This is a genomic window from Alteromonas sp. G4i13 (assembly GCF_054960505.1).
In genome coordinates this window covers 36,330-49,492 of the sequence record NZ_JBHNYX010000034.1, presented here as the reverse complement: position 1 = coordinate 49,492, position 13,163 = coordinate 36,330, and the positions used below count along the sequence as shown (strand labels likewise).

The following is a 13,163-nucleotide window of genomic DNA, read 5'->3' as shown; positions in this document are numbered from 1 at the left end:
TAAGGGCAAAAAAAAGCCTCCCAAAGGGAGGCTTTTTTGCTAAAACCACATATTAGATACTAATACCGCGGTTCTTCGCTTTTTCCTTGATATAAGGTTCCCACGCTGCAGCGTTGCGGCGTAGAGAGCGATCTTTCTTAGCTTCTTGTACGTGCTTGTAAGCAGACTTGAAGTTACCTGCGTAGAAGTTCGCTTCCATTAACGTGAAGTGAATCTTCTCAGGGTCTTCAGCACCACGCTCTAGAGCATTCTCTAGTGCTTTAATAGCGCCTTTGTAGTCTTCCGCCACAAGTAAAAGTGTACCTTGCTTACGATAATGCTCAGGGTCTGAACTCTTAGCAGCAGCTTGTGCATACAAGTCGGCAGCTGTTTTGAAGTTCTTTGCCTGGTGATAAGCATTAGCTACGTTTGCTAACATATCGGCATCATTTTTTAGCAAGCCTTCTTTCACGTGCTTTTCAAGCAACTTGGCCGCCTTGTAAGGCATACCGTTACTTTGATAAAGCTGAGCAAGCGTCTTTATTTCTGACTCTTTCTCTAGATAGCCCTGCATATAAGCAAGTTCTAGCGTTGAAAGACCTTTCTTATAGTCTTCAACTAAGATGTAGAAAAAGCCAAGACGTGACCACCAAGTTTTTTCCTGAGGGAAAGTTCTAACAAGATCTTCCGCCACAGCAACCGTTTCAGGGTACATCTTACGCTCGTAGTAAGAAGTTAGCTTTAATACATACGGGTTTTTGTTTGGCTCTTCATACAAAGCAATCGCTTTGTCTGCTGGCTCAACCATCTTCGCTAATTGCTTAGATTCAAAGTAAGCCTGTGCCAAACGCGTATATACGTCTGCGTCTTCTTTACACGTGAAGTCCATCCACTTGTTATACCATTTAATGGCATCAGTGTACTTCTCTTCCTGCATGCTCAAATCACCTAGTAATTTAAGTGTTTGAGAGTGTTCAAGGTCGTTTAGAACTTTTGGTTCAACTGATTCAACCAAATACCCTAAAGCTTTACCACCTTGACCTTCTTGCGCAGCAAGTAAGTTACCAATAAAACGCTTTACGTAAGCTCTATCGAAATCGTCAGATGCGTCGATTTCGTAAAGTACGTTTAGTGCTTCATTAACTTGGTCTTCATTGTAGAACTCAAAAGCTTTCTGAACTTTTTTACCGGTACGCTCACCTACAAGCGTTGTTTTTCCTTTCTCATATCCAGGACAAACAACAGGTGCTGACTGCGCTAGGGCAGCGGGTGCTGAAAGCACCGCGCCTGCGCCTAGCACTAAAGCAACGGCTGACATTTTGAATGTACGTTTCATCATGATCATTGCTCCAGTTTAAAGTCTAGCTGTACGAACATGCCAGGTTGTTTAACTGGCTTGCCATCAACGATCTTAGGCTTGTATTTCCACTTACGTAGAGCACGACGTGCTTCACGGTCGAATACGCGCTTAGGTTCAGCTTCGATAACTTCGATATCTTCAACACCACCAACTTCGTTGATAGTGAAAGACAGTCTTACCCAACCTTCACGGCCGTCACGGGCTGCATCAGGTGGATATTTCGGGTCGATACGAACGATAGGTGTTGCTTCACCATCACGCTGCATTGCACCAACACCACCGATGTTTACACCAACACCACCTGTGTCGATAGCTGGAATAGCTAAGCTAAAGCCATCTGCATCAGGTTCCGCAGTTTCCGGCTCAACTTGCTCCATTTTAGGAGGCTGTGGCGGCGGAGGCGGCGGTGGTGGTGGAACACGAGTACGCGTTTGCGTTTGGTCGTCTGGTTCCTGCATTACAATATCGATAACCGGTGCAGGCGGTACTTCGTCTGCTGGTCTAGATGAATTTTCAATCAACTTGGCCATTAGAACGAAAAGGGCAAATGCAACACCAGCACCTAAAAGTATAGATACAATTATACGTAACATCTTATCCCCTTGCCGCTACCGAGACTCGGTTAACGCCAGCGGCTTTAACCTGATCCATAATCTCAACTACTAAACCATGCTTCGCTTTAACGTCAGCTTGAATGATTACGTAGTCTGTAGGCTGCTCGGTAAGCAGTCTCTCAATATTCGCTCTTACGCTGTCCGGCGCTACTTCACGCTTGTCTAGCCAAACATTTCCGTCTTCAGTTACGGCGATGAAAATGTTTGCATTTTTGTGAAGAATCGCCTGGCTCGCATCTGGCTTGTTGACTTCGATCCCTGCTTCTTTAACGAAAACAGTGGTAACGATAAAGAAGATCAGCATGATAAACACGATATCCAACATGGGCGTCATGTCGATCTGTGCATCTTCTTCCTCGGTTCTGACTTTTCGAGCCATAATCTCTCTCTCTAATGATGTGGCAGGCTATCAACTAGCCCTTCTCTTGCCAGCTTCACTTTCGCTTCAAGACGTGAACTGATGAACAGTCCAGATAGCGCGGCTACCATTCCCGCCATTGTCGGGATCGTTGCCATAGAGATACCAGCTGCCATTAGACGAGCGTTGCTGGTGCCCTGTGTTGCCATTGTCTCGAAAACACTGATCATACCGGTTACTGTTCCAAGTAGACCGATTAGTGGACACATTGCAATAATGGTTCTGATAATCAGCATTCTAGCGTTAAGATCGTCTGACGCTTGAGAAATCCACGCGTCACGGATTCTATGCGCATACCATGATGTGGTATCTGCTCGGGCATCCCAATTCGCGATGATGTTTTTCTTCACCTTTGGGAAGACCGAGGTTAAATACCAGTAACGCTCAATCATTAAAACCCACATGAGAAAGAGCGCGGCAGCAACGAAGTATAGTACGTCACCGCCGGTAGCGATAAAGTCCCTGACCGATTCGAATAATCCAATCAGGTAATTCATATTACGCTTTCTCCGACTCTGAGTGAGCAGCTACGATACCCGCAGTTTGCTCATCAAGAATGTGGATGATTGACTTGCTTCGAGAAGCTACGATGCTGTGAGTAAGGATTAGAGGCAGAGCCGCGATAATACCTTGAGCAGTAGTTACAAGAGCCATAGAGATACTTCCTGCCATCATACGTGGGTCACCTGTACCGAATAGTGTGATGGTTTGGAATGTCTCGATCATACCTAGTACTGTACCTAGTAGACCTAGTAGAGGAGCAATCGCTGCGAAGATCTTGATAACGTTGATGCCGCTTTCAATTTTTGGAAGCTCGCGAAGAATCGCTTCATCAAGTTTAAGCTCAAGGTTTTCTGCATCAGCAGTCTTATTCTCTTGGTAAACTTTAAGGATACGACCTAGTGGGTTACCTTCTGAAGGATTGTTTACGTTCTTAAGCTGTGAACGCATTTTTCCACCAGTGATCGTTAGTGTGATCATTTTGTAGATACCAATTAGTAGGCCAATCGCAAGCATAATTGTGATTGTGTAACCAACTGGACCACCAGCATGATAACGCTCAGACATTGTCGCTTTTTGCTTCAATAGACCAAGGATTGCACCTTGAGAAGGGTCAGCAAAGAAAGGAACAAAACCAGAAGTAGCGCCGATTAGTTCGTCAGCAGAAGCTACAAAGTGACCATCTGGTTGACGACCAAGAGGCTGAACAACTTCAGCTTCAGCGTCATACGCTAGGTAACCAGCTTCACCAACAAGGTTGAAAGTACCAACACGAACAACTTCTTGCTGTGAAGAACCGCCGTCAAGGTTAACAACTTCTGTAGTGAACTTAACTACTTCACCGCCTTCAGTCATTTCTTTCTGAAGAGCAAACCATAGGTCTTCAAGTTCTTTAATGTTTGGAAGACCTTTAGAGTCTTCTGACATTTCAGCAAGGAACTGACCACGGCCAGGGAATTGTGCACTTACGATTGATGTAGAGATACGGCCGTAAGCTTCAGAAGATGCTTGACGTACCACACCGAACATTTCACCAAGTGTACCTGTAGCTTGGTCTAGCTCAGCAGCTTTCTCGTTTAATGTAACTTCGTTGTCTGAGAATTGCTTCTGTAGACGGTCACCACGAGCTTGTTCAGCTTTAAGATCTGCTTGTGCTTTGCGAAGAAGTGCTTGCTTGTCAGCACGTGCTGATTGGAACTCAGCTTCGCGTTGCTTATCTAGGCGAGCTTCAGAAACGCGGTTCTGTTGAACCTGGTCTAGAAGGTCTTTCAGGCTCTTTGCTTCCTGAGCCTGCGCTCCGGTTGCTGCAACTGCAACTGTCGCAGCGGCTAAAAGAGATTTGAATACTGGTTTCATTAACAATTACTCCGCTGCGCTAATTGGTAGTTTAATCAGATCCGCAGGAATGACGTTGTTAGCCATTTTAACTGCGTCAACAACTGAAGACAGATACTCGTCACCCAGTTTTTCCCATGCGCGGCTTTCGTTGTTCCATACCCATGCGTGAGTTTGGTCTAGAGAAAGTGCAACTAGCGCCGTACGACCTAGGTTAAAGAAGTCAACAGTAACTTCTGTGCCTGCGTCGTCGATAGTACCTTGGTAAGAGTTGATCTTAGTACCGTATTCAACTTCTACTAGGTAAGCTTCTAGTACCTGACGGAACTGTTCTGAAACAGTTACGTTAGAGTTAGCCATAAGGTCGCGAAGACGCTCAACACGCTGTAGACGCTCGTCTAAGTGAATTGGACGGTCTAGCTTGATGAACTGCTCTAGGCTGTCGATCATGCGGAACATAAGAGGAACGATGCCCTGCTTAGTTTGTTCGATGCTGTCGATCTGACGTTGTAATGAATCGATACCGCGTTGCTGGTCTGCAACTAGGCTTGCGATGTAATCGTTGTAGATTTTAAGGTTTTCTGTCTCATCTACTGTTTGACGATACTCAACAAGTAGTTCTTGAGACTGTTCAAACAACGTATTGATTTTTTCTTGAGATTTCGCTGCAGCCGCGTGGATTTTCGCTTCTTCTTTATGAAGATCTTCAAGCGTATCTGCAGAGACTGCGCTACCTGTTAGTGCGAATGCACCCATAACAGTAGAAGCAATAAGAGTTCTCTTGCTCATTTTGGACATAGTTCCCAACCAAATTTCTTATTTGAATCCTCGCCGATAGGAAAATATTCGGGCAAGGGGCGTATAAAACTTTCACAATTTTGTTTCAGGAATGTAGCGCCGACGTCAATTGTCAGTACTACGAACGTATTATACTCACATGGAATGTTACGTTTAGTCAAGTAACACACTGTTTACACCTAGTAGATTTCATTCCGTCTGCCTAATTTGTGTTCATTAGCAGTGCAGATTTCATTCCAAAATAATGACATCAAACAAGAATGGAGCATCACTGACACCTTAATCGATTAACTAATAATCAATTACCAAATTTATTTAACAATTTATCAGCGCGCATTTCTGGCTACTCGCAGAAATTAGATATGATTTTTAACCTAGATGTTACTTGCTATTAAAAGAAGGGCTAATCATATAAACTTCATGAAAAATCCAAAATACAGACGAGTATGCAATGACATTCACGCCAACTCACCACATTACGATTGAGAACAAACCCCTGTGGATCTTCGACGACCTTTGTACTCAGGCAGAAGCGGAAAGCTTATTCAAAGGTTTACAAGTAAGCGCGTTCAAGCGAGACGAAATTGCTAGACCTGATACACAAGAATATCGGCATTGGGCAGTGAATCTAACATCTGAGCAAATTAGAACCCTCCCCGTATACCACAGAGCAATTGAGGCCATTCGCGGTATTACAAAACAAGATTTTAGTGCCTATAGAGGATATGTGAATCACGCATCGTATGGAGATATGCTTTTTACGCACACAGATTGTGCACCTGATGCGAATGAGTTCACTGTTTTGGTTTATATTGCACCTGAATGGGACATTGAGTGGGGAGGAGAAACGTTGTTCTATGACAACAACGACGATTGCTTATTCGCGTGCACACCAAAACCTGCTCGTGTTGCAATTTTCCATGGTGCGATCAAACACGTCGGCAGACCGCCCAATAGAATTTGTTACACGCCCCGTTACACCCTGGCGTTTAAGCTAGAAAAAGTGTAACTACGTTTAGTTTTCGTTTGGAATAATATCGAAGGCAACGGTTAATCTGTGTTCATCAGTGGTAAAAGCGTTAGTGCCGTGCCACATGTATGATGGAAACAGAACGACCGTCCCCCCTTCGGGTTTGACTGCATAATCCCCTTCAAATCGTTGATTCGCAATATCAGCCCTACCAAACATCAACCAGCCTTGCCCATCCGTATCAACGGCTTTAGGCACATCCACATAGTAAACGCCGCTTAACCATCCTTCTGGATGGTAGTGAGACTTATGAAAGCCTCCATTTCTTAACCTTACTGACCAAGAACCGATATATTTAAGCTTATCGCTTAACCGTGATAAAAACGGATGGGTTTTGTCAGCACACTGTTGCGCGGTAAATAGTTTTGCCTGCGCTAAAATGTTTTCCGACAATTCTTTAATGATAGGTAAGGATGTGACGAATAAATCTTCATATGTTTGCGTCCCATTCTTCAATGATTGTCCAATAGGATGCCGTTGATTCTGATGTTTTTCTACAAGGGCAGTTTTTAGTTTTTCATTGAAATTAGCAGTATCAACTGGACTAGGTTTAATAGCGTTAACGTAAACAAGCTTGTCATAGTCGCACAACCATTTATAACGGTTTTCTTGTTCGGCCATAGACCAACATGTAGATAACATTGTCCACCAACCTTGGTTTAGTGGTTCTATTTTTATCAATTGGTTGAAGCAGTTGAGTGCTTCTTTTGCGCGCCCCAAACAAAGCAGCGAATAGCCCTTCTCACTTAATAGCGCCACTTTATTTGACTGTATTTTGGCATTTTCTATTTCAACAATAGAAGCCTCATACTCACCTAGTTCTCTGAGCACTCTGGCCCTCAATGGCGCAATTTCGTGAGTCTTAATCGCTTCTGTAGTAAGTAAGTCTAATTGCTCTTTTGCCGCATGATATTCGTCGGCTTGTATTAGCAACTGAATAAAACGAAACCTGAAGCTATCGTCTTCAGGTTGTCGTTTGATATATGATTCAATATGAACAAATGGCGCATCAACTCCCTCTTCCCATAGAAACTTGGCCAGCTCCTCCTGAAGCTCCCAATCAGATGGTGCAACTTTCAATGCTTTCAGATACACCATTTCCGCGCGCTCTCTTTGATTTGATAGCGCGAGTACTGCTGCATAATTTCTTAAAATAGTAGGGTTAGCATTAGTTTTAGAAAGCGCTAATTCAAAATGCTTTAATGCTTGTTCATAGTCTTCAATTTTGCGATACAAATTGGCGATATTGTTCAAAGCAACAATATTTTCTGGACTAATAGCTAAGACATCTTTTAAGACGATTATGGCTTCATTAAAGTCTGATTGCTTCGAAAAAATGTCTGCCAAAATTAGCTTCGTTTGCACGTGATTCGGCACTAACGCTAGAACTTTTTCTGCTGCTATACGCGCTTGCTTTAACGCATTTTTTTCAATTAGTGCACGTGCCAAATTATAGTGTAAATCAACATTGTTAGGCGCTAATTTACTCGCCTTTTGAAAGGTTGATACTGCCAAGTCAATTCGCCGAGTGGATAGGTATAAATTACCTAAAGCATTTGATAATTCGGGGTGATTTTTAAATTTCTTCAGCCCTTTTACTAAATATTTCTCAGCTTCTTTCACTCGCTGAACTTGGCGAAGCGAGCCACAGAATAGTTGAATAAATACTGGGTCTTTTTGCAACAGAAATAACTGCTTCTCAATAAATTGGATGATCTGCTGATATTGCTTCTGGTTATAAGCTGAGACGAGCTGTTGTACTATATTCATACTATTATTATTTTCTTCGTAACTGTGCATCTAAGTTAGCTAACTTACCTACCCCATTGTTCCAGACAGCAAATTTTGTCATAAACTTTGCCAATCCTTCCTTTTCTAACGAAGATAAGTCTGGATGCCATATATCAAAAATAAGCACAATTCTTACATCATCGCTCTCATTTTTTGCGGAATGTAGAAAGCTATCATCGAAGATCATCGCGGATTGTTCATTTTCCCACTTGAATATTTCTTCTCCCGCTTTCAACGATGCATGTTTTGTGACTTTTAAAGGTATATGCACGGTAAGCTTACAATTTGAAATTCCGTAATGCGGAGGGATGTATGCCCCAGGCTCTAGCACAGAAACAAACATTTCAGGTGCATGAGGTGGACAATGCGCCAATGGTGCCCTTTCCAATACTTCACGGAGCGGTTCACTTAACGATTTAAACACTTCACTGTGTTCCCCACCTTTTATTAGATGGGTAGAGAGCCATTCATCTCTTAGCTTGTTCCACTCTTCCAAATTCGGTAGATTTTCAAACTCTTCAACATATTTGCTTTTTGATACTTTGCCTATATCCAACAACTCATCTTTAAAAGGCTGCAATCTCTGTATCCAACTCTTTAATCCTTCACATTCCTGAATATCGTAAAACGGTTTACTGGTAAGCTCAGGAATATAAATGAAATTAGGTCGTTGAAGCGGGTTTGAAAAAGAAGGTTGTGCAAGACCAAACAAAACTTTGACCATTTCACCTAATCGCGGAGATATATCTTTAACAAACTGCAGTTCGTTGAAACCTGCTCTTCGCGCTAGATTTGCGGCGTTAGCAATATGTGTAGCTTTAACACGTGAAGGCTGGCTACCTTCGATATTGAAGTCTAGGGGAGAAGATTCGTACCACTCTAAATAAAGCGCTGTAGCGAGATCAAAATTCTGTTGTTTAAGGGCTTGTTCAATTTGCTTTGTCATTTTAATAAGTAGCGTTAGAAACGAGAAGGCTACTTTATAGTAGCCTTCGTTCACTTTACAAGCCTGAGCCTGAAGTTTCAGTCCCTCTTTGCATACGAGTCCAGCTTTCGCGTGCGGCCTCTTCCATCATTTCCCTTTCTTCTGCTGTATAGCAAACTCGGCGCATCATATTTGAACCGACTTTTCGCTCCATCTTACACACCATGCCATCGTCTTCGTTACTTGCCACATCGCTTGATGAAGAGTTTGATGTTGAATTACATCCAGAGATTGCGAATGCTGTCACTAGACTTACTAGGATAAATTTTTTCATTTTGCTTCCTTGAACATTTATTTACAATTACTTCCGAAAACTAACGTACCATATTCGGTGCGATTTGACCTCACCCATTTTGTAAGCATCCATTTCTCGTTTGTGAAGACAGGTTGGCCACAATGATAACTCTGTTTTTCTAAGGCCAAATTTTTATCAACGTTAAGAAAACTCACTAGTTTTCCCTTTTCTGGAAAGATCGTTATCCCTAATTTGGGAAAGTGAGTAGCGCCCTCACTCAATGAATTCAAGTATGCCAGTATCGTATGGGTACGCTGGCCTCCCTCTTCAATAATACTGGTTTGCTTTAGTTGAGTATCAGTAAACCCATCATAATGCGGTTTGTATTCTTGGCCATCTTTGTACCTCAGTAAATTTAGTGGTTCACCATGCTGAGGTTTTGTATCAGACATACGGCTCATCTTCACTTCTACTTCGCGACTTATCCAATCTACCCATTGATTAGTGATAATAGCGACCTCACTCGTGCGAATATCATCTTTCATGGGATTACCATTCAATGGATTTAGAACCATAGATGGCTGAAGTAAACTTTTGTATCGAAGAAGCATGTAGTCACATTCAATATCTGACAGTACGCCGCTCATTTCACAAACGATACCGTTGCTATCAACAGCAGTTTTAGTTTTATTTAGTAGCGAGGTTTGCTTTTCAAGTACCGTGGTGATGGTTGTATCTTCACATAAAGACGTAGAAACATCGGCGTAATTAGGGTCTCCCATGAACAATTGACGATAAATGTTGGGATTATGGCGACCTAATGTACCCTTCAATTGAGCGTAAACCGATGTGTTTTGCTCAGTCCAACTAAGTAATACAATTAAGGACTCTGCATGCCCTGCTGAAGCAAGCCTGACGAGCTCACTCACCAGCTCATAATTCATTTCTTTAAATAGATAAAACCGTGAAATGAGTATACAGTGAAACCTTACAGTAGGTTTTGAGTTGTCTGGTAATGCGCTCAGATAGTCGATAGCTGCTTTGGGGCTATTTGGTGCGATGTGATAAGCGTAGTCTAATGCGGCATACAAATGTCCTGACTGACCAGCAATGCGTAAACAATCATAAGCTTGACTGTATTCGTTCCTTTGAAAATGCGAATCTGCTTTTGTCAGGAGTTGTTCAATGCTCTTCACAATATTCTCCTACAAAAAAGGCCTCTTACGAGGCCTTTAAATTTTTGAAAATCTTATGCAATCATTGAATTAGAATTCAAGATTTACACGACCGTAGAAGAATCTTCCAGGGATTTCATACATTGATGGGTCGAAGCTGTTCGCGAACGTAGTGTAAGAAACTTCTGGGTCTGTATCCCAAAGGTTGTTAACACCAAGCGTTAGACGAAGGTTATCAGTAACTGCATAACCAACAGACACATCGTGGTAAGCCATATCTTCAAGCTCGTTGAAGCTATCTTTGACTAGGTTACCGTCATCATCAAATGTAGTCTCACCTGGATCACTACATAGCGTATCTTCTAGGTAGTTACCATTCTCATCCGTATCGTCATCGAACGAACAAGCTTCTGTAGTGTGGCCGATGAAGCGTACTAGGTAGTTTGCAGTCCAATCTTCGTATGCCCAAGTAACAGACAGGTTGGTACGAAGACGTGGAATTACGTCACGGTCAAAAGCGCGACCTGCGTCATTCTCTGTAATTGACTCGCCAGTTACAGGGTCAACGATAATAGTAGTGCGCTCATCTACGTAAGTACCATCCCAGTTAAGACGGAAATCACCAAACTCAGTTTCGAAGTTATAAGCAACGTTATAATCGAAACCAGATGTTGTTTGACCACCAAGGTTCACAAGACCGTTAAATAGCTCAGTTACAACACCACCTGAGTTACGTTCGATTAGTGAACAGAATTGCGTACCAGTCTCAGCACACGCATCTAGGATACTTTGCGCACCAACAGTTGATACTGCGTTGTCAACTTCGATATCAAATACGTCAAACGTGATTGATAAGCCTTCAACTTGTGCTGGAGAGTATACGAAACCGTATGTGAAGCTCTCTGCTTCTTCAGGCTGTAGGTCAGCGTTACCACCAACGGTTGTTCTGATTTGAGGGTTAGGCTGCTCGTAAGCTGATGGGATACCCGCACAACCTGGTGCGCTTGGGTTTCCTGCTTCACCGCCGTTACAAGGGTCTTGAAGTGTAACGAAGCTATCGCTGTTACCCAAGAAAAGCTCTGATAGTGAAGGAGCACGGAACGCTTCAGACCATGTACCACGAACGATTAAGTCTTCGTTTACACGCCACTTAAGACCAACTTTAGAGTTTGTTGTATCACCAAAGTTGCTGTAGTCAGAGTATCGAGTCGCTAGTTCAAGGTCTAGTTGCTCAACGCCAGGCATATCTGAAAGTAGAGGAACAGCAAGCTCTAGATAGAATTCTTCGACACTAAATGAACCTGAAGTTGGTTGACGAGAGTTACCAGAAGTAATCCCGGCTGCGATTAGCGCGTCCGGCTGATCGTAACCAGATTGCCAGCGCTTTTCATAACCTGTAGCAAAAGCAAGGTAACCTGCTGGAAGCTCCATGATTTCGCCAGAAAGGTTAGCAGTGTAGCTTTCAAGAGAAGAATTCAATGCATCTTGTGCAGTAAATTGAATGTAATCAAGCTGTTCTTGCGTGATTGTACCTTCCCCAATTGCAGTCGCGCCACCAAAGAAATTCAGAGGTACACATCCATCATCAGAATTGTTACAAGCGTCAACATCGCCTAGCGCCAATGCAACACGGTCCATGTTTAGCAAACCGTCAGTCAACGTATTTTGCGTGATATCTGCGTACGTATAAGTAGCGTCCCAGAAGAACTCCTTATCGCCTAGTTCGATAACCCCTTCAAAACCACCGTTAAACTGGAATTGGTCTACGTTTTGAGCGAACTGACGATAGCCAGCTTCAAGCATACGACGACCGGCGAAGAAAAGACTGTTAGGCTCACCGAAACCAGCTGCGTCAGTCAGGTCTAAGCCCGTTGGGTTATAAGGGTTGTTAGCCGCGATAGTGATACCAGTAGTACCTGCAGCGTTACCTACGAATAAAGGTGTTGGCGCTAGAAGCTGAGACGAACGACGGTTACCGTAGAAACCTGTAACATTTACAGTAACGTTATCGGTCAGCTCATAACGACCCTGAGAATAAATATTGGTACGTTCTTGAGGCGTTGAAAGGTAGTTAAGTGGTGCGAAGTTGAAAGCGCTGCTTCCAGTCCATGGGATTAGACCACCGTTGCCATCGTTTTGAACGTTAAAAGAAGTACCTTCGTCATCGAAATACCAGAAGCGGCCGTTAGGTGTACCTGATGAACCACCGTAACCAGTAGGTGCGCCGAATACAGGCACTGCTGAGATTTCACGGTCACCCGCGAATGTTGGCTCTTCTTCTACATAAGAAATGTTGAAGTAAACGTTGCCTTTATCGTTTGAAGTACCGAAACCGATATCCCACTGTTCTTTGTTACCGTCGCCTTCATCGTATTGACCCATGTAACCAGACGCGTGAACGCCTTCAAAATCTTGACGAGTGATGATGTTTACAACACCAGCTATCGCGTCAGAGCCATATACAGCAGACGCACCATCTTTAAGTACTTCGATACGCTCGATAATTGCTGCTGGGATGTTGTTAAGGTCAACTGAACCGCCAAGACCTGGAGCCCAGCGTTTACCGTTAACTAGAACAAGAGTACGGTTTGAACCGATACCACGAATGTTGATTGTAGTTGTACCATTACCACCGTTGTTGTTGTTGGTGTTAATAGCAGAACCTGCAGAAGGGATAGCCTGAAGAACGTCACCGATAGACGTTACACCAAATCGCTCAATGTCGATTCGAGACATTACTGTAACTGGGTTTGCACCTTCGATGTCTGTACGACGGATACGTGAACCTGTTACTTCGATTTTTTCTACTGCTTCCGCTGCTTGTTCGGTTTCCTGTGCGTTAACTGCACCAGTGAAGCCGATAGATGATGCAGCACCGAATGCGCACGCTAACTTCACTGATTTAGCCAGCTTAGAGTTTGTAAACATGTATTGTCTCCCTG

General features: G+C 43.3%; 12 protein-coding genes. 1 reads left to right on the top strand and 11 read right to left on the bottom strand.

Features of this window, described 5'->3' with window-relative positions:
• Window positions 1-52 precede the first annotated feature (52 nt).
• From ACFI6J_RS15840 to ACFI6J_RS15815, 6 genes are read right to left on the bottom strand one after another with little or no spacing between them, the layout of a single operon-like run.
• Window positions 53-1,318, bottom strand: coding sequence for a tetratricopeptide repeat protein (locus tag ACFI6J_RS15840; RefSeq protein ID WP_014975939.1), 1,266 nt, complete (start codon window positions 1,316-1,318; stop codon window positions 53-55).
• Window positions 1,319-1,320: 2 nt separating this feature from the next.
• Entirely contained in the window at window positions 1,321-1,932 is a 612-nt protein-coding gene (locus tag ACFI6J_RS15835) for an energy transducer TonB (protein ID WP_014948704.1), read from the bottom strand.
• Window position 1,933: 1 nt separating this feature from the next.
• A complete protein-coding gene (locus ACFI6J_RS15830) occupies window positions 1,934-2,332 on the bottom strand; it encodes an ExbD/TolR family protein (RefSeq protein ID WP_012517737.1) in 399 nt (132 codons plus the stop codon).
• An 11-nt stretch (window positions 2,333-2,343) separates the two neighbouring features.
• Entirely contained in the window at window positions 2,344-2,868 is a 525-nt protein-coding gene (locus ACFI6J_RS15825; RefSeq protein ID WP_012517736.1) for a MotA/TolQ/ExbB proton channel family protein, read from the bottom strand.
• A 1-nt stretch (window position 2,869) separates the two neighbouring features.
• Entirely contained in the window at window positions 2,870-4,228 is a 1,359-nt protein-coding gene (locus tag ACFI6J_RS15820) for a MotA/TolQ/ExbB proton channel family protein (RefSeq protein WP_156078053.1), read from the bottom strand.
• Between the two features lie 6 nt (window positions 4,229-4,234).
• A complete protein-coding gene (locus ACFI6J_RS15815; RefSeq protein ID WP_014948702.1) occupies window positions 4,235-4,996 on the bottom strand; it encodes a DUF3450 domain-containing protein in 762 nt (253 codons plus the stop codon).
• A gap of 460 nt (window positions 4,997-5,456) precedes the next feature.
• Here ACFI6J_RS15815 and ACFI6J_RS15810 point away from each other — a divergent pair, with 460 nt between their 5' ends.
• Window positions 5,457-6,014, top strand: coding sequence for a 2OG-Fe(II) oxygenase (locus tag ACFI6J_RS15810; RefSeq protein ID WP_014975937.1), 558 nt, complete (start codon window positions 5,457-5,459; stop codon window positions 6,012-6,014).
• Between the two features lie 6 nt (window positions 6,015-6,020).
• On the opposite strand, the gene ACFI6J_RS15805 is transcribed toward ACFI6J_RS15810, so the two are convergent.
• The 5 genes from ACFI6J_RS15805 to ACFI6J_RS15785 form a co-directional block, all read right to left on the bottom strand.
• Window positions 6,021-7,835 carry a putative 2OG-Fe(II) oxygenase gene (locus ACFI6J_RS15805; protein ID WP_462555852.1) on the bottom strand — a complete coding sequence of 605 codons (1,815 nt, stop codon included), beginning with the start codon at window positions 7,833-7,835 and terminating at the stop codon, window positions 6,021-6,023.
• Complete coding sequence (locus ACFI6J_RS15800; protein WP_239299859.1) at window positions 7,813-8,826, bottom strand: aspartyl/asparaginyl beta-hydroxylase domain-containing protein; 1,014 nt, start codon at window positions 8,824-8,826, stop codon at window positions 7,813-7,815. Before ACFI6J_RS15800 ends, ACFI6J_RS15805 begins: the two co-directional genes overlap by 23 nt.
• A 1-nt stretch (window position 8,827) precedes the next feature.
• Window positions 8,828-9,085, bottom strand: coding sequence for a hypothetical protein (locus ACFI6J_RS15795; RefSeq protein WP_239299860.1), 258 nt, complete (start codon window positions 9,083-9,085; stop codon window positions 8,828-8,830).
• A 17-nt stretch (window positions 9,086-9,102) separates the two neighbouring features.
• A complete protein-coding gene (locus ACFI6J_RS15790; protein WP_348670626.1) occupies window positions 9,103-10,242 on the bottom strand; it encodes a 2OG-Fe(II) oxygenase in 1,140 nt (379 codons plus the stop codon).
• 69 nt (window positions 10,243-10,311) lie between these two features.
• On the bottom strand, window positions 10,312-13,149 hold the full coding sequence (locus tag ACFI6J_RS15785; protein WP_348670627.1) for a TonB-dependent receptor: 2,838 nt from the start codon (window positions 13,147-13,149) through the stop codon (window positions 10,312-10,314).
• Window positions 13,150-13,163: the final 14 nt, after the last annotated feature.